We start from the raw sequence: 18,546 nt of genomic DNA on the forward strand, positions 1-18,546 counted from the left end.
GCATCGACCAGTGTAGTGACGCCGTCAGTCACGAAGCTCGCTGCGGGCGCACCGAGCTGGCCGTCCAGATGAAAAACATGAATGTGCGAATCCACAAGCCCCGGTGTTACAACACACCCTGAAGCATTAACCAGCAGTGTGCGAGGGCCGAAAAAGAATTGCTCTTTCGGCACGATGCGTCCGTCCTGAATATGCAGATCGGCAATGGAATCTGTTCTATTTGCAGGATCAATAATTCTGCCATCCTGTATAACTATGTTCTGACGCATCACGCACCTCTCGCACATGAACAAAGTGCAACTCAACCAGTTAACAACACACAGCTTGCCGTCGAATACCCATGGAATGGCGAGAAGTGTGGCTGAAGCTTGTTTTCATGCGAAGCTTCAGCCACGCCATCCAGCTGATGGATTAATCCATCAGAGTGCCACCATTTACATCAAGCACGTGCCCCGTGATGAAATTTGCTTCTCGTGAACAGAGAAACCAGGCAGCCTCGGCCATATCCTCCGGGGAACCTACACGTCGCAGTGGAACCTTTTCTGCTATGAGCGCGATCTGCTCCGGCGGAATCATTGAGCCGGAGACCGGCCCAGGCGCGACACTGTTGACCCGTATCCCAACCTCCGCCAATTCCAGAGCAAGGGATTTGACAAGAGATATGACGCCAGCTTTTGACGCGCAGTAGTGCGCTTTTGTCTTGCCCGCATTGGACCCCAGGGCGGCAAAGCCAGTTTTGGCTGCTCTGGAAGTAAACAGAATCATGTTCCCGCCATGCTCGGTCATGGCAGGTATGCAGGCCTTGGCCAGAAAAAAAGTACCCGTCAGGTTAACCTTGATTACCTGCTCCCACTCGGCAGTATCCATCTCCACAATGGAGCGGGCCGGTTTTGTGATCGCGGCGCAGTGTACCAGTGCTTCGAGCCGGCCATACGATCGGGCACGATCAACCAAGGTGCAGCATGCTTCAAAATCACTGACGTCTGCCTTTTCGTAAACCGCCTTTGGCAAAGCTTTCGCTTCAGCTGAGGCATCTGCAATATCCGCCATGACAACATGGTGCGTTTTGGAAAACCGCTTCGCGCAGGCAAGGCCAATGTTATTGGCGGCCCCGGTTATTATCGCCACAGGAAGAGATGATTTCATATTTGCTCCATCATTCCAGCTCTACATAGTCCGAGGCGGCCTTGTGCGAATCCTTGGGGTCAATCTTCACGTCAATGACCACAGGGCCGCCCTCATGGCTATGCGCTTCACGCAAGGCATCACCAAAGTCGCCGGGATTGCGCACGGTCAGCCCCTTCGCGCCCATGCCCTCGCCCACCTTGGCAAAATCAACTTCATGAAAATCACAGGCAATCCGCTTGGACCCCATGTTGTCGCGCACCATGCCCAGACCACAATTGTTCATAATAACAAAAACAGCACCTATCTTGTGCTGTGCACAGGTAGCGACAACATCGGCGGTCATCATGAATCCGCCGTCACCAGCGATGCAGGTTACACGCTTATCAGGGCAATGCAGTTTGGCAGCGGCGGCTGCGGGACCACCCCAGCCCATCCCCCCAGCGCCGCCTGGCGCCAGAAGCTGGTTCTGATGGCGGATACGAAGAGAGTTGGTAAACCAGATGCGGCTGTTACCTGCATCAAGAGTTATCATGTCATCCTTGCCCATAAACTGCTGCATGGCCTTGACGACATCACTGTTAGCCACCCTGCCCGGCTCTGCGGTGAAGCTGCCCGGGGCGTCGTAAAGCGTCTTCGCCTTGAGTTCACGTATGCCTTCCATGCGGGCAGCTTTTTTGCTTCCGTCGAGCCCTCGCCGTGCAAGCATGGGGACCACATCGGCCACGTCACCTGTAATGGCAAGGTCAACAGGGTATACCCAGCCAGCGGCACGAGGATCCACATCAACCTGCACCAAAGTCTGTTCACCAGGACGGATCATCTTGGGATCACGGAACCGGGTATAGTCAGGCCCCATACTTGCGCCGAGCATGATTACCAAGTCAGCTTTCTGCACCATCCGGCTGGCCGCAGGGTGTCCCCATGTGCCAAGCATGCCACAAACAACATCAGCCGATTCATCCACTGAGCCCTTGCCAAGATAGCTTGTCACGATGGCAACGCCGCTCTTTTGCGCCAGATCCAGCAGGGCAGAACCCATGCCCGAACCGAACACGCCGTTGCCTGCTACGATGACGGGATTCTTAGCTCTATCCAGCAGTTCACCAAGGCGGTCAACAGCTTCGGCGTCGGGCTTTGGCGCAGTATAGGCATAATAGCCGGCAGAAGGATAAATGGGAGTTTTAGGTTTTTCAGGGAATTCTTCGCGGATGATCGTTGTCTTCATGATCAACGCAGCAGGTCCCTTGCGTGGCAGATTCGCGTGTTTATAGGCCATCTGAGCGCCGTACACGATATCCTCAGGCTCGGTGGCGTAAGCGCAGTACTTTGTCATTGGACGCAGCACAGCTTGGATATCAAGCGCTCCATAGCCACCCACCATACTTTGATAGCAGCCATACAGCCCGTAGCCGTTATAGTCAGAGGTATCAGTAATGATAAGCATAGGCGTGCCGGAAAATGCAGCTTCAATGATACCAAACTGCCCAGTACTGGCCACCCAGGGCCCCTGCCCCAAAAACACGCCTGCCTTGCCGCTCAGGCGGCCTGTTACCTGGGCCATGACCGAGGCCACCTGCTCACTGCGGCACAGCACAAGATCAAGGCTGTCTTTACGGTCATAAAAAGCTGGCAAACTCCAGGTTATTCCAAGGCCGGGCAAAGTGAATGCTCGGTCAATGCCGCTCTCTATCAGAGTGTCCAGCAATCGTTCATTCGTTTTCATCGTACCCTCCTAGCACGTTATTGATAAGCATCTGTGTGCCAAGATGAGCAACATGCGTGCCAAGCTTCAATTCATATTTTTTTAAAGGTTCTAACCAATTTTGAAATACGAATTTGATGACAATAATCCAAATACTGTACACTATCTAAAAAGTCAGACTGTATGTCCAATTTACGGATTGTTTTTTAACACCAAGGACACCTCATGCCTGCATTCACTCCTCTTGCGCGTCTTGTTTGTGAAATACTTCTCGAAATTGAAGTAGAACTATCGGCTAAAAGCCTTGCCCTCACCCTGGAAGCAGACACTGCTGAAATTCAGCTGGCCTTACAGCAACTCATCGACGCAGCCCTTGTTGGAGCCTCTTTCACCGATGGACGCAAACGATACGGCTTGCTGAATTCTTCGGCATCATTGCCTACAGCGCAATCCGAAGATCATGTTCCCTCTTGCGAAATTGCCCGGTGCTTTCAACTACGCGCCGTTGGCAAGGAAATCGAAAGTATTTCTGCCATTTTTGCTCTTACAGACCGTTTTCTGTCCAACTCTTCGGCTATTGCTGCCAGCACATGCATGGCATTAGGCATTCGCCATCTGACTAAATTTGACGAGCAAAACCAGCCAGGCAACACGGTCGAAACCTTTATCAAGCTTGTTTTGCGGGCGGCCGACATTTCCATGTATCTCAGCAGATACCACAGGGAGGTGGGAGAACTCACTTTACGGGCCGAAGCGGCAGCCCTGGAATTGGGGGACAGAGCCACTGCCGCCTTGTGTGAACTGATTGAAGCCTGCCTGGAAAATATGAATGCCGAATGCTCGGCCCCACGGCTCAGACTGTTGCGTATAAAGTGCAACAGAGCCCTGCGCGAACTGGAAGATGTGGAAGTGACCCAGCAGGTCCACTACTTTCGCGGAATGTTTAACTTTTGGGAGGGGAATTACCAGCAGGTTCTCGAAGCTTTCCATGAGGCCACCATTCATCAGCAAATATGGCAGGGCCGGTTCCAAGCCGAAATGTTTCCGCTTTATACCAGCTCCGCCGCTGTTTACCTTGGGCACTGCCATCAAGCTGTGGGCATTCTTGAGGCCGCCCGCCGGGCAGCGGACCTGGAACAAAATTTCTTTAAAACCTTGTGGTGGGAAGCCCAGCTCGCGATGGTTCTGCTCTACATGGATCGGCGCGAGGAAGCTCTTGAACTTATCGACAGGGTAATCAACAGAGCCGATGAAGAATCTGAAACAAAAATATTGCTGTGGGCTTTGCGCGGCCTTGCATATTACCATTACAGAAACAGGCATATTATCTCTGCCCACAAGGCACTGACCACGGCCATGCATACTGCCATGCGCAACGGTATCAGACGTCCCATCTACTCGTATCCCTGGTTATTCGATATGCTCCAGGCATTTCTGGATGAAGAGCTGCCCCCGATACCAGGCCTTGACCTGGAAGAAGAACTGGCAAGGGCTCTGCACGGCCCCAACATGCAGCTTCAGGCTGCGGCACTGCGAACCAAGGCGACAAGAGATTTTGCTAGTGGGAAAGCCCACAAAGAATGTCTGGCCGGACTGCGGCAAAGCCTGAAGTTTTTCGAATCTGTCGGTACGCCGCTTGAGGCCGCGCGAACACAGATACAAATGGCTCTGATGCTGGAAAAGAGCGGTAACAGCGCCCAAGCAGCCATATTACGTGAAGATGCGACACAAATACTTCAATACTACGAGCAACAGGACAGCCCAGCCCCCCATATAGTGTCGGTTCCCTTGCCACAGCGATACAAGGACACAAAAAATCACACCCCAGAAGGCCGGATCAGAAAAACTGCACAGCCTGAAGCCTTCTCATTTTCTTCAAGTGCAGCAGAGGCCACACCTGCCTCGTCCGCCACAATACTTCCTGAGAATCCGATTGAAAATTGCAGGCTAGCTCTGGACTCAATTACTCCCTGGGAAAATGTGCAGCAGTTTCTGCACCAGATGGTTTACATCGCCAGTTGTGATTTGGGGGCAGAGCGCGCAGCCCTTTTTCACCGTACCCAGGCTGGAGATTTCACCTTGAAAGCCTCCTGCAATATCAGCGAAGCTGAGTTGAAAACCGGATCCATTAAAAAAAGATTGGCAGAAATCCTTCCTGCCGATACCAGTGAGCCCAAATTGACCTGGAACGATCAGGGCGCGTTTTTGTTTCTTCCCCTGTTTCTTGATGAAACCAACTTCTGGCTTCTTTATCTTGAAAGCGCGTATGCCGTTAAAACGCTGAAAACGCTCTCGCCAGCGACACTTGGTGAGCTTGCAGCGCTTTTTGGCCGCAGGCTTCACCGTGCCCTGCATCACCAGCCTGTTCCCCCGGCACACCAACTGGAAACCGCCAAAGCGACCCCATATCAGGACAGCCCGGAAACCCTGTATCATGGCAGCCCCGTCATGCGGCAAATTATCTCGCGCAGCCGTCAGGTCGCCATGACTGACGCGCCAGTTCTCATTCTTGGTGAAACCGGCGTAGGCAAGGAGCTGCTGGCCCGCTATCTACACGACTGTAGCGGTAAAACGGGCCAGTTTATTCCTGTCCATCCGGCAAGCATCCCCGACACCCTTTTTGAAAGTGAATTTTTCGGGCACGAAAAAGGGGCTTTCACGGGAGCGCACAAACAAAAAATCGGACTTGTAGAAATGGCAGACGCCGGAACCTTGTTCATCGATGAGGTGGCAGACATACCCATGTCTACACAGGTGAAACTGCTGAGAGTTTTTCAGGAACATCGCTTTTTGCGTGTCGGCGGCCTTATTGAAATAAAATCAAGCTTCAGGCTGGTTGGTGCGACCAATAAAAACCTCTGGAAGGAAGTGCAGGCCGGCCGATTCAGAGAAGATTTATACTACCGCATGTCAGTAGTGCCGATCACCCTCCCCCCCCTGAGGGACCGCAAAGAAGACATCCCGATTCTAGCCCGGCTCTTCCTGGACAGGTTCGCGCGCAGATACCACCGCACTCTGCCCATATCCATCCCAGAAGAAATGGAAGAACTGCTGGCCTATCCCTGGCCAGGAAATGTGCGCGAACTCAAAAGCCTTATTGAACGCGCTGTAATTCTCTATCGGGGCGGCGCGATGCAATATGGGCTGGAGTCAAGCCCATCCTCTGAATTGAGCCCTCCCCCTAAGGCAATACAAGTCTGCACAGAAAGCCTCATCGGAGACGTGCCTTCGTTGAAGGAACTGGAACTCCGTTATGTCAGACATATTCTTGATATGACCAGGGGCAGAATAACAGGCCCAAAGGGAGCCCTGAAAATACTTGGAGTCAAACGTTCAACTTTTTACGCAAAATACATGAAGGACTGCCAGCAGGATTCCCCGTTCAAGCAGTAAAGTGCTTCAAAAACCGAAAGGTTCATCTCTCTAAAAGTAGCGGCGATCGTGCCGCTACTTTTTTACGTAATCCACAAAACCTATATGGGCCTATCCGGGGCAGTCACCTGTTGGAGTAAACATGACTGCCATAAATAGTCCTCAAACTGGACACAATGTCCATAAAGAAAAAATCGTCCTGAATCTGGCTGACTCCAGTGTTCTTTTCCAGCCCTTTCCCGCTCTTGTCCGTAAAAAAAAGCTCCTCAACCACTGGCATACAAGTTGCTGTATCCGGCATAGATAAAAATGGTCTTAAGGAAAAAGGGCTCTGCTTTATCTCAGGTGGAAATCCCCCTTGTCAGGGTAAATGCAATACATGAAAAACCAACAGCCCACTGTGTTATGCCCTTAACCCTCAATGGCGAAATGGCCTCGATAGTGGCGACGGTTACTGCCAGCCCTTGGCATAAAATGGCACAACTCAAAGCCCCTTTCCCCAGATGGTGGCCGAAAACCTGAAAGAAAGATTCAACAATAGGGCGTCACAGAACGCTGAACCAATAAAAACACTGCAAAACATTTGGGTTTTAACACTCTTTGCAGCACCTTCAGCACAGAACAACGGGCAGTCTGGGTCCACAAATATACAACTATTAAACCAAATTAAACATCACTGAGCCATCCTGCCGTAGCTTCAATGTAGCGGTAACAATCAAGGAGAGATAATCTATGAAACCTCAAGAAATTTTTAACACCACGCCACGCTTTGTTATTGGCAATGGATGCCTTTCGAGCATAGGTAGTGAAATTGATCGTCTCAAAGCCACATCCGTGCTTATAGTCACTGACCCCGGCCTGGTGAATACCGGCATCGTAGACCGCCTTGAAGATATTTTGCGGCAAAGCGGCATCATTTTCAGCCGCTTTGACAAGGTAGTGGCGGATCCACCATTCGAATTGGTGGACGAGGCCGTTGCACAGTTGCGGCAAGCAGGTTCTCAAGCTGTTATTGGCATTGGCGGCGGCTCTTCGCTGGACATCGCCAAGGTAGTCAGCGTTATGGGCACCAATACCAGCCCGGTAACCAGCATGTTTGGAATTGACCAGGTAGATAAACCCGGCCTGCCTCTCATTCTTGTGCCCACCACTGCGGGCACTGGAAGTGAAGTCACGCCAATAGTCATTCTCTCAGACCCATATGAAAAACTGAAGAAAGGTATTGTCAGCCCCTATCTCTACCCTTCCTGCGCCTTGCTGGATCCAGAGCTTACCGTCGGGTTGCCTGCTGCTGTCACGGCAGCAACCGGTATGGACGCCCTTATTCATGCCATTGAAGCGTATACTTCCAAGAATGCCACATTCATTTCGGACATCCTGGCCAAAGAAGCTATCCGGCTGCTCTATGTCAACATACGCAAAGCCGTTGCCGATGGAAGCAATATAGAAGCACGTGACCTCATGCTGCGCGGCAGCCTGCTGGCCGGCATGGCCTTTGCCAACGCTGGGGTCACAGCCGTACACGCATTTGCCTACCCAATTGGTGCGGAGTTCCATATTCCTCATGGTGTCGCCAACACCATCATGCTGGTACCAGTCATGCGCTTCAATATGATCGGCAACCTGGAACGCTTTGCGGCTATAGGCGACATGTTTGGCCTGCCCACCGAGTGCATGAGTCTGCGTGAAGCAGCCCAGAGCGCCATAGACGCTATGGACGAACTCTCTGACGATCTGCGAGTGCCGCGTAATCTGCGGGATTTCGGCATCAAGGAGACCGACATTCCCAATCTAGCTGCCGGAGTCATGAAGGTAACACGCCTGTTGGCCAATAACCCGCGTAAACTCGAACTCAGTGACGCAAACGCCATCTACCGTGAAGCTTTATAGAGGAGGAACCAATGCAGCTCTATATGTTTGAAGCGGGCATTCTGCAAAGCCAGAAACACCTGTTTACTCTCAACCAAGGCGTGCATGAGCCATTCAATGTGCCTGTGCCTTTCTTTCTCATCAAACATCCCAAGGGCAATGTGCTTTTTGATACAGGGAACGCGCTGGAAACAGTGAATGACAAACACAACCACTGGAAAGGTATTCTGGAGGTCTATGACCCCGTAATGATCGAGGAGCAATGGTGTGTGAACGCCATTAAAAATGCTGACTGCACGCCGGAAGACATCAAGTATGTAGTTCTTTCGCATCTGCATCTGGATCATGCAGGCGGCGTTGGCCACTTTCCAAATGCCCGTTACATTGTCCAGCGGGAAGAGCTGCACTTTGCCTATGTGCCTGATCCGTATATGAAGGCCGCTTATATCCGCAAAGATTTTGATAAAGAAGTGGACTGGATGATTTTGGAGGGCTGGCAGCAGGACCGCTTCGACCTTTTTGGTGACGGCTCTCTGATTATTTATTTCACGCCCGGGCATACGCCAGGCCATCAGGCTCTACTGGTGAATCTACCCAACAGCGGCCCTATGTTTTTGACGGCAGACTCATGCTACACAGAGAAAAATCTAAATGAAGGCGTACTGCCTGGGCTTATGTGGAATGCGGCAGAAACTGTGCGCAGTGTTGAGCGCATGCGGCATTTACGCGATAGCATTGGGGCACGAATTATTACAGGACATGATCCTGCGGCATGGAAACTGCTCCGAAAAGCGCCAGAGTGGTATGATTAAAAAGCCGTTCATGATCACCACGGTCGGAAGTCAACATCAGGCTTTCAAGTATACTGACTAGCTGTTCTAAAGCGCCTCTGTAACCTTCCCCTGAAATAGAACCCTCGAATGGTAGAGGTTTCTGGCAAACTGCTATCAAGGTGAAGGCTATGCAAAGTGAAATAGTTTTATACTGCCCCCATTATCAAGGCAGTCCTGTTAAGGTAGTTTTCTTCCAGCCCTGGAGGAAAAATGAAACGCCGTATCTGGGACAGTAAAAATAAAGCCCGCATTGTGCTTGAAGGATTACAGGGGATCTCTGTGGCAAGCCTTTGTTGAAGCTTTCGCAGTAGCCTTTCTTCCACGATTTCCCGGTTCAAGGTACTGTGTTTGCACAGACAAATCCGCCAACCCAAAATGCGCTGATTTCGCATCAAATGGCGCAGATCTAATCCCGATCATTGCAAAGGGGTAAAACTTCAAACGCATTGCAATTACAAATAAAAAAAATTATTATCATGAGTAATTAGGTCCCTATCCAGCTTTCCTAACATGCCGTTCAGTACGTGTAACTGGGGTTGTCAATAATGCATCACTGCATACAGGAGGAGATTATGCGCAAAGCGTTGATATGCTTTTTTCTTGCAATTCCAATTTCCCTGGGCATCATTAACTTGCCTACCGCTGCCAAGGCTGAAAATATTGTCTATGACGGATCAGATCCTGGCATGTTACGGCCAAACCCCATAGGCGTTGGCAATGTCCTTTACCCTGATTCGCTTTCTGGTAATACAGTTACCATAACAAGTAGTCTTGGTGGCGCGTTCGGTGGAATATCTTTGGGTAATGAAAATGTCCGTAACAATATAATTAACTTTATTAACGCTAATGCCTCAACCGCAGTTCTTTATGGTGGATACAGCAGTGGGGGAAATGTCATAAATAATACCGTCATTTTTAATGGAGGAACTATTGACGTTTTCGGAGGTTGGAGTAGTTCTGGAAATGCCCAGGGAAATATCGTTGTATTAGATGGCGGATCTGTGCATAGTTTAGCATACGGTGGCAGCAGTTCAACTGGAAATGCTGTTGGAAACACAGTGACAGTATTTGATTCTACAGTAAACACTAGAGTTGTTGGTGGTTCCTCAGAGTTGGGAACCGCAACGCAAAACATTGTGAATATTAACGGCGGTACTGTCGTAGATGTTTACGGGGGAGAAACTGACGGTGGGAGCGCCATTGGCAATATAGTCAACCTTGCCGGCGGCAGCATAAGCGGAGGTGTATGGGGCGGCTTCACGTGGACTCCTGGAGATGATGTTTTTACAGGCAATACGCTGAATGTCTCCAACAAATTCTCCTTCAACAGTCTGAATAATTTTGAATTTTTTAATTTTAATCTACCCGCGAACTTTCAGGCAAATAATCCCGGTGACTCTATGCTCGCCGTATCGTCGGCGGACTTTGGCGGCTCCAGCACGGTCAGCAGTATCAATGTAGCCCGAGGAAGTAATTTTGCTGTTGGCGACACTGTGACCCTCATTAGCTCTACTGCCGCGATTTCCGGCGCTCTTGCCAGCAATAAGGCTAGTGGTTTAAAGGGGGCGGCCCTTGTGTATGACTGGAATGTCAACCTTGCCCCCAACAGCCTGACGGCTACTTTGAACAACATCTCTGCCAATCCTCGTATGAAAGCGGTGAGCCAAGGCTATCTTGCGGGTACAGCTCTCGTGAATGAAGGCGGCAACCTTATTGCCGGACAAGGTATCAGCGGTGCCATTGACGCTACATGTAACAATCGTAATGCCGGTGATACCTGTTCCGGACTGGTCGGCTTCAGTGCCCTTTCTGCTGGATATTCACGCTACGATACGGGTTCGCATATAGACATGCGCAGCTTTTCACTCTTGGCTGGCTTGGCATGGGGACAGGAATTTAATCTTGGGCATTTGACGGCAGGGGTGTTTTTTGAAGCAGGAAGTGGTTCTTATGACACCTATAGTTCTTTTTCGAACGCTGCTTCTGTGGATGGCGACGGCAAGACGCGCTATTTGGGGGGCGGCCTGCTGGCCCGCATGGATTTTTCCCCTTTCGGCCCTGGACACTTTTATCTTGAGGGCAGCACTCGCACAGGTGGTTTATATAACCATTACAGTACCTCAGATTTGCGCGATACATGGGGACAAAGCGCTGGCGGCTATGATACTTACTCCCCTTATTATGGTTTGCACGGCGGTGGCGGCTATGTGTGGAATCTTACAGAAGCCCTGGCACTCGACATATATGGCAAATATTTCTGGACGCGGCAGGAAGGTACTTCAGTCACCTTGTCAACCGATGATCCTGTAAAGTTTGAAGATGCCAATTCCAGCCGTTTGCGCCTGGGTAGTCGACTGACCTGCAACTTCAATGAATATGTAAGTCCCTATGTGGGCGCGGCTTATGAGCATGAATTTGATGGTAAAGTCGAAGCAAGTACTTATGGTTATGATATCAAGGCTCCCTCATTGCGGGGTGATACCGGTATTGGAGAATTGGGTTTTTCATTCCGTCCCTCACAGGCTGTGCCGTTAACCCTCGACTTGGGTGTACAGGGTTATGTGGGTAAACGTGAAGGTGTGACTGGCAGCCTGCAGGTAAAGTTTGAGTTTTAAACAACGGCAATAAAGTCCTGTAATATTCTGGATATTGTAAGGCTGTCAGGCAAACAGTTTTCAGCAAGCTTTAGCGTATAATGCCATTTCATTTAAGCAGGTTCATCATTCATGATGAGCCTGCTTTCGTTATGGCTTGAGCCGATTGAGCGCGCATGGCAGGACTGTGCTCCCATCACTTAAAGTAGAACAAAGAAGTGTGAACAATAATCAAATTTTTGTGCTGGTTCTGGTGCCACTAGATTTTTCGTAAGTACCATTTAGTGTAGGGTCACAACCGGGGTCACAAGCTCTGCAAACAAAAAATAAATTATAATAATTTAATCTAGTTAAAAATTCAATGTTGCAAAAGTGCCGAGTCCCGCCCTCGGCACCAAAATGACTTCCAAAGAAGTTCGCTAAAGTCCGCAAGGCCAACAGCCAAGCGGACTTTCTGCTTTTTTAGCTTCCGTTTAAATTCGGGAGTGTTCATTGACACCCGTTTATTTGGGGGCAACTTAGGGGGCAGCTTTCAAATCTCTGTTATCCCCCAGACGGAGTTGCCCCCATGCCCCTCACAGATACCGCAATTCGGGCAATAAAGCCCACCACCAAGGCTGCCAAACTGTTTGACGGCGGTGGCCTCTATCTCGAAGTTGCCCCCAGCGGGGGCAAGTGTTGCGCCTCACGTATCGCTTTCAGGGCAAGGAGAAACGCATATTCCTTGGCAACTACCCTACTGTCGGCCTGAAAAATGCGCGAGAACGGCGAGAATAGGCGGAAAAGCTTTTTGAACAGGGTGTTGACCCCAGTGTCCAGCGCAAGGAAGCCAAGGCGGCTGTTGCAACTATAGAACAGGAGCAATCCACTACCTTTGAAGCCGTGGCCCGTGACTGGTCTCCAAGAAAAAAGCGGCATGGACGCATGGCCACCAAAAAAAATCCTCTCACGTCTTGAAAATCAGCTTTTCCTCATCCTAGGCAGTCGCCCTTTTTCATCTCTGAAACCTGCCGATTTCCTGCCAGCTATTCAAAAGGCTGAAGCCCGCGGCGCTATTGAAACCGCGCATAGGCTGGCGCAGCTATGCGGCCAGGTTTCGCGTTACGCTCGCATTGTGGGGCATACCCGCTTGATACGGCCGCAGGCCTTACAGAAGCCATCACCCCAGTTCAGACCAATCACTATGCCACAATCACCGACCCTATAAAAATGGGGCACCTACTCCGTGCCATTGATACATACGCTGGCGAACCGTCCATTTGCTTTGCCCTGAAAATTATTCCTTTTGTCTTCGTGCGGTCAATTGAATTGCGCGGGGCTGAATGGGGCGCGTTTGATTTCGACGCAGACATTTAGATTATTCCGGCAGAACGAATGCAAATGAAACGCCCACACACTGCGCCCTTGGCGCGCCAGGTGGTAGCCCTGCTGCATTGCCTCCGAACCTTGACCGGGAACGAACATTTCCTCTTTACAAGCCTCTACAGTGCCAGTCGCCTCATTTCCGACATGGGGCGACTGAACGCACTACGCCGCATGGGCTATGCCAAAGGTATCATGACAATCCACGAATTCAGAAGCATGGCCTCTACCTTGCTCTACGAGCAGGGCTATAACCGAGATTGGATTGAACGCCAGCCAACCTGTTCAATTGCCTTGAGGACTGGAGCGTCGAAAAAAACTGTCTGCCATTTTTCCTGGCTGTCGGCAAAACCTGAATTGGTTGATACGACGATTCTTTGTAGAGCAAGCACAGCCAAGGACCGGAGGTGATTCCCCGGCCCTTGTTGTTTTGGATTATGTGCTGTTGCGGTGAGGGCCTGGGATGTGGAAGAGGTCAACAGACATCGCACGGCGGCGGCAGAGGCAATACGTCAACACTTTCCCGGCCTCAAGGAAACACTAGATGCCATTCTGACCAAGGTCCACATCCATTGCCCGATACGGTTGCCGCTGTGGGCTATGCCCGTCAATTTGCCCAAAGCCTCCGGCAGTGGGAACCGCCGCAACAGACAAAACCTGACGCAAACCCTGCGCAGAATGACGAGAACACGAATAGTGATCACAAAACCCGGCGCAAAGGCCACGCATCCGGCACAACAACGGGTATGGGGGATGCCGCTGACCACAGCGATTCTGCTTCTCAAGGGGAAGACACTGACTATTCTGCTTGTGCATCTCAAACGCAGCCGTCTGCATTTCCCAACGGAGCCAAGACGCTACTGACAGCCCTGTTACGTGCCGAAGCTCAGGATTTGCCGCAAAACCTCGGAGAGCTCCTGTCGGCAACCCTTACCAGCCAACTCACAGAATCAGCAGCCAAAACGGTTACAGTCACTGTTAAAGGCTTTCGGCAGACTGGAGCATTGCCGGAAGCGCAAAAGCTGCAAGCGCTCCAAGCCAGCATTGCCCTTCGCACCAGGCTCCAGGGTTTTCTACAGGCGCAGACGCAAAAACGGTGCTGCATCGGGCGGCGTGGGGTCTTACATCATGGCTCGCTCCATAGGCTGCAAACGGGCAATCCGCGCATCTTCCGTAGGGAGGCAGAGCAACGGGGCCTCAATACCGCTGTACACATTCTGCTGAATGTCAGCGGCAGCATGTGCGGCGTACCCATCGCCCTGGCAAGGCAGGCGTGCTTTGCGGTGGCAAAAGCACTTGAAATATCAACGGCGTAAATCCTGCGATCACGGCCTTTCCCGCGATATCCTCCACAAGTTCCGTATTCCCTATCATGCGGCAGGGTCAAAAGGTGCCGGGCTGCTTCAACATCAACGCATCGGGTGGCACCCCTCTGACTGCGGCTTTGTGGTGGGTTATGCAGAAGATGTTGTTTTTCAGGGAGGAAAGGAAAATCATCCTCATCATTACAGACGGAGTACCCGATAACACACACGCAGCACGACAGGCCTTGAACATAACGCAAGGGCTTGGTTTTGAGGTTTATGGCCTTGTATCCGTGATGAACATATAGCTCATTTGCAGCCGCAGACCAGCCGGGTCATCAACGATCTGCCAGATCTGGTGCCGCCATATTCGGCGTGCTTCAGGCCGCTCTGCTCCAAGGTGGTGCAGCATTATGGTATCTCGGGATTTTTGTCGTTGGAACCCGGTACGGATCATTTCAATCTTTTTCACCTACAACCGGCGGCGCATCCCGCGCGGCTGACACAAAGGAGGCTTTATGAACCCACTTGCATGGATACATGTTGCCATTGCTGTGCTACAGGTGATCAAGGAAAATGGGGACGACTAATCGCAAAATGACTGGCTGCAGGGGGCGGGAGTGATCCCGCCTCCTGCAGCTATGTAACTGAAAAGGGTAATATTCATGAGCAAGGCTTGAACTTTCATCGGCGGTGTAGTGACTGGCATCGTCGGGGTACCCGCGTGCTTTCGCTTGAAGCTACCGGAGGGCAGCGCGTCGCAATACTCTACGCCTCGCCGGATTGCCCACATTTCAGCAAATCCAAGGGAGCCAAGCCGCGTACACAATTCATCCGTAACTTGGCATGGACCGTTGTACTGTGGGCAGAAGAAATCTTGCCACCGCTAATAACTCTTGAAAACGTCGAAGAGTTTATGACGTAGGGCCCACTGGATCAGAGCCGGTAAGCGTCAAGAAAGCCTGTTTGTCTAAACCAGTCTTTATTTTGTCGAGCAAAGTCGCGTGCGATTCCATCAGGACACCCCATGTCGTAAGGTAATCATCCTCTTTTTACACGGTCATTCTTCGCAATGGGTAACGTCAGGCATCACCGCCCTAAAACATATACAAAATTGTTTTAACATCCAGCTGATTTTACAAAAATGTCTTATGAATCATACTCTCAGTGAAAAATTATATAATTATTACAATATATTATATAAAAAACATCTTTGGAACGCCTCTTGCTAAACTGTGTGCTGTAGCAAGCAGCGCGGCAACCATGGGGGTGCGTCGCGTCACGTACAGCCATACAGACAGTTCCAAGGAGGCTCCATATGTTCAAGAAAACGTTGACGGCGTTGGCTCTCATGCTCGTCACCCTGTGCAGTACACTGAACGCAAAGGCTGCGGAAGACACCATCAAAGTCGGCATTCTGCATTCGCTCTCCGGTACAATGGCCATCAGCGAGACAACGCTGAAAGATGTTATGCTCATGCTCATTGAAGAGCAGAACAAAAAAGGCGGCCTGCTGGGTAAAAAGCTGGAACCCGTGGTGGTCGATCCGGCTTCCAACTGGCCCCTGTTTGCAGAAAAAGCCCGTGAACTGCTGAGCAAGGACAAAGTCGCCGCTGTTTTCGGCTGTTGGACCTCGGTTTCGCGCAAATCCGTGTTGCCCGTGTTTGAAGAACTCAACGGCCTCCTGTTCTACCCCGTGCAGTACGAAGGCGAAGAGTCTTCGCGTAACGTCATCTACACTGGCGCAGCCCCGAATCAGCAGGCCATCCCCGCTGTGGACTATCTGATGAACGACCTGGGCGTTAAGCGCTGGGTGCTGGCCGGTACGGATTACGTGTTCCCCCGCACCGCCAACAAGATCATTGAAGCTTACCTGATCTCCAAGGGTGTGAAAAAGGAAGATATCCTCATTAACTACACGCCCTTCGGCCATTCCGACTGGCAATCCATCGTTGCTGAAATCAAAAAATTTGGCAATGCGGGCAAAAAGACCGCCGTGGTTTCCACCCTCAACGGCGACGCCAACGTGCCTTTCTACAAGGAACTCGCCAACCAGGGTATCACTGCCGCCGACATTCCCGTCATGGCTTTCTCCGTGGGTGAAGAGGAACTCTCCGGCATAGACACCAAGCCTTTGGTGGGCCACCTGGCCGCCTGGAACTACTTCATGAGCGTGGATAATCCCGCCAACAAGGCCTTCATCAAGAAGTGGCACGACTTCACCAAGAACCCCAAGCGCGTGACCAACGACCCCATGGAAGCCCATTATATCGGCTTCAACCTGTGGGTGAAGGCTGTTGAAAAAGCCCAGAGCACCGATGTGGACAAGGTTCTGAAGGCCATTGTGGACCTTGAGACCCCCAACCTCACCGGCGGCGTGGCCAAGGTTCTGCCCAACCACCACATCACCAAGCCCGTGCTGATTGGCGAAATTCAGGCCGACGGCCAGTTTCAGGTGGTATGGGAAACTCCTTCTGTAGTTCCCGGCGAAGCGTGGTCGCACTATCTGCCCGAATCCAAGGATCTGATCGGCGACTGGACCGACCCCATCAACTGCGGCAACTACAATACCAAGACCAAGAAATGCGGCGGCGCTTCAAAATAGATAAAATAACTGTCTGAAACCTGCAGCGGGGGTCTCAGTGGCCCCCGCGATCGTCCCCACGGCACGTCGGTCGAGGTCAGTGCTGCGCTGTCCCGACAGACTAGAGCATTTTACCTTTGAAAAAATGTAAATGCTCAACGCTGCACAAAAGTGCAGCGCGTCACAACGTGACGTGAATTCAGCCGAAAATCGTATTTTTCGGCTGAATGAAAGCTCTGAAATGCTTCATATCTCAAAGTTAATATGCTCTAGACTAAAGGATATTCCCATGCGCACGGCGCTCTTGCTCTGCTGTCTCATAATGTTCAGTCTGCCTCCCGCAGTGCTGGCGTCCGGGCCGGAACCGGACGGAAAGGTCGGGGACGCGGTTTCGACGTCTTCTGCGTCCCCGGTGCAAACTTCGCCATCCATTCTTCCAGCCGATCTGCTCAAAACTCTCGTGAGTCCCAAAGTAGCGGACAGGGATGCGGCCATTGCCGCACTGGAAAAGGATGACAGCAGCCTTGCCGCGCCACTGCGCGAAAAACTGCTGGAAGCGCTGCTGCGCAACACCCTGCTGGCCGATGTCGCTGCAGGAGCGCTCTTTGTGAGCGACGATGCAGGTCAGGCACGGCCCCTTGACGCCAGGGGCGAACTTGGCGCAGCCCAGTCTGCCGACAGTCTTCGCAAGGTGGGCACAAGCAACCGACAGCGACAGCGCATTACGGATATCCTTAACGCTCAGGCCCTTACCTCCACAGACACGGCCAAGCGCCGTCAGGCCTCGGCGGCCCTTATGGAGAGCACCACTCCGCCCCTTAATGCGGAAGCCCTGCACAAACTGCTGAATGTGGAAAAGGACGAAGCCGTGCGCGGCAACCTCAACGCGACCCTTGCCCTGTACGTGGCGGCTGATCCAAGCGCCGTGCGCTCCGATCAGCTTGCCGCCGTAAATGCCCTGAACAGCAACGGCAGTCCCGCCGCCCTCGACGCCCTGCGCACCTTTGCCGCTTCATCCGACACGGCTGTGGCCAAAGCGGCTGGCGATGCCCTGTATTCCCAGCGTATTTCCGCCCAGTGGGCGCAATTTTTTGAAATGCTTTTTTTTGGTACGAGTCTGGGATCCATTCTCGTGCTGGCCGCCATTGGCCTTGCCATCACCTTTGGCGTTATGGGGGTCATCAACATGGCCCACGGCGAGATGATCATGCTCGGGGCTTACACCGCCTGGGGCATGCAGCAGATCTTGCCGGGCCAGCCGGGCCTTGCCCTCATTCTGGCTGTTCCCGCCGCCTTTCTGGTGAGCGGCAGCATGGGCGTGCTTCTTGAAAAAACCGTTATCCGCTTTCTTTATGGCCGCCCGCTGGAGACACTTCTGGCAACATTCGGCATCAGCCTTGTGCTGCAACAGGCCGTGCGCAGTGTTTTTTCGCCCCTGAACCGGGCCGTGCAAAACCCGGATTTCATGAGCGGCGTGTGGCAGATAACCCAGCATTTCAGCCTGACCTGCAACCGCGTATACATTATCTTTTTCTGTCTTGGCGTGTTTGCCCTCATCCATGTGGCCATGCACCGCACCCGGCTGGGGCTTGAGGTGCGCGCAGTATCGCAAAACAGGGCCATTGCCCGCTGTATGGGCATACGCTCATCACGCGTGGACGCGCTGACCTTTGGCCTTGGTTCCGGCGTAGCTGGCATGGCTGGCGTGGCCTTGAGCCAGGTTTCCAACGTTGGCCCCAACCTGGGCCAGACCTATATTGTGGATTCCTTCATGGTGGTGGTGTTTGGCGGCGTGGGC

Annotated in this window: 13 protein-coding genes and 2 pseudogenes; 11 read left to right on the top strand and 4 right to left on the bottom strand. The window is 51.9% G+C overall.

What is annotated here, in order from left to right; all coding sequences use genetic code 11:
- The 3 genes and pseudogenes from QM579_RS13630 to QM579_RS13640 form a co-directional block, all read right to left on the bottom strand.
- Positions 1 to 269 (bottom strand): annotated as a pseudogene (locus QM579_RS13630) (hypothetical protein); the annotation flags it as partial.
- Between the two features lie 142 nt (positions 270 to 411).
- Positions 412 to 1,146, bottom strand: coding sequence for an SDR family NAD(P)-dependent oxidoreductase (locus tag QM579_RS13635; RefSeq protein WP_414999673.1), 735 nt, complete (start codon positions 1,144 to 1,146; stop codon positions 412 to 414).
- Between the two features lie 10 nt (positions 1,147 to 1,156).
- The gene (locus QM579_RS13640) at positions 1,157 to 2,851 is read right to left on the bottom strand and encodes a thiamine pyrophosphate-binding protein (RefSeq protein ID WP_414999674.1); all 1,695 of its coding nucleotides are present in this window, start codon (positions 2,849 to 2,851) and stop codon (positions 1,157 to 1,159) included.
- 204 nt (positions 2,852 to 3,055) lie between these two features.
- On the opposite strand from QM579_RS13640, the gene QM579_RS13645 reads away from it, so the two are divergent.
- Complete coding sequence (locus QM579_RS13645; RefSeq protein ID WP_414999675.1) at positions 3,056 to 6,223, top strand: sigma-54 interaction domain-containing protein; 3,168 nt, start codon at positions 3,056 to 3,058, stop codon at positions 6,221 to 6,223.
- 103 nt (positions 6,224 to 6,326) lie between these two features.
- Here the strand turns inward: QM579_RS13645 and QM579_RS13650 are convergent, their stop codons facing one another.
- Positions 6,327 to 6,482, bottom strand: a complete 156-nt coding sequence (locus QM579_RS13650) for a hypothetical protein (RefSeq protein ID WP_414999676.1) — start codon at positions 6,480 to 6,482, stop codon at positions 6,327 to 6,329.
- Positions 6,483 to 6,934: 452 nt separating this feature from the next.
- On the opposite strand from QM579_RS13650, the gene QM579_RS13655 reads away from it, so the two are divergent.
- The 10 genes and pseudogenes from QM579_RS13655 to urtB all read left to right on the top strand — a co-directional run.
- Positions 6,935 to 8,092: an iron-containing alcohol dehydrogenase gene (locus QM579_RS13655; RefSeq protein WP_414999677.1), complete on the top strand. Its 1,158-nt coding sequence runs from the start codon at positions 6,935 to 6,937 to the stop codon at positions 8,090 to 8,092.
- An 11-nt stretch (positions 8,093 to 8,103) separates the two neighbouring features.
- Positions 8,104 to 8,883: an N-acyl homoserine lactonase family protein gene (locus QM579_RS13660; protein ID WP_414999678.1), complete on the top strand. Its 780-nt coding sequence runs from the start codon at positions 8,104 to 8,106 to the stop codon at positions 8,881 to 8,883.
- Between the two features lie 593 nt (positions 8,884 to 9,476).
- Complete coding sequence (locus tag QM579_RS13665) at positions 9,477 to 11,519, top strand: hypothetical protein (protein ID WP_414999679.1); 2,043 nt, start codon at positions 9,477 to 9,479, stop codon at positions 11,517 to 11,519.
- A gap of 547 nt (positions 11,520 to 12,066) precedes the next feature.
- Positions 12,067 to 12,275, top strand: a pseudogene (locus QM579_RS13670) (Arm DNA-binding domain-containing protein).
- A gap of 139 nt (positions 12,276 to 12,414) precedes the next feature.
- Positions 12,415 to 12,705, top strand: a complete 291-nt coding sequence (locus QM579_RS13675) for a phage integrase central domain-containing protein (protein WP_414999680.1) — start codon at positions 12,415 to 12,417, stop codon at positions 12,703 to 12,705.
- A 173-nt stretch (positions 12,706 to 12,878) separates the two neighbouring features.
- The gene (locus tag QM579_RS13680; protein WP_414999681.1) at positions 12,879 to 13,271 is read left to right on the top strand and encodes a tyrosine-type recombinase/integrase; all 393 of its coding nucleotides are present in this window, start codon (positions 12,879 to 12,881) and stop codon (positions 13,269 to 13,271) included.
- Positions 13,272 to 13,432: 161 nt separating this feature from the next.
- On the top strand, positions 13,433 to 14,176 hold the full coding sequence (locus QM579_RS13685; protein WP_414999682.1) for a cobaltochelatase CobT-related protein: 744 nt from the start codon (positions 13,433 to 13,435) through the stop codon (positions 14,174 to 14,176).
- Between the two features lie 56 nt (positions 14,177 to 14,232).
- A complete protein-coding gene (locus tag QM579_RS13690; RefSeq protein ID WP_414999683.1) occupies positions 14,233 to 14,472 on the top strand; it encodes a hypothetical protein in 240 nt (79 codons plus the stop codon).
- A gap of 1,010 nt (positions 14,473 to 15,482) precedes the next feature.
- Positions 15,483 to 16,769, top strand: coding sequence for an urea ABC transporter substrate-binding protein (gene urtA, locus QM579_RS13695; protein WP_414999684.1), 1,287 nt, complete (start codon positions 15,483 to 15,485; stop codon positions 16,767 to 16,769).
- A gap of 301 nt (positions 16,770 to 17,070) precedes the next feature.
- On the top strand, positions 17,071 to 18,546 hold a 1,476-nt coding region (urtB, locus tag QM579_RS13700; protein WP_414999685.1), incomplete at its 3' end, for an urea ABC transporter permease subunit UrtB.

The organism is Desulfovibrio sp. (assembly GCF_047607245.1).
Lineage (GTDB): Bacteria > Desulfobacterota > Desulfovibrionia > Desulfovibrionales > Desulfovibrionaceae > Desulfovibrio.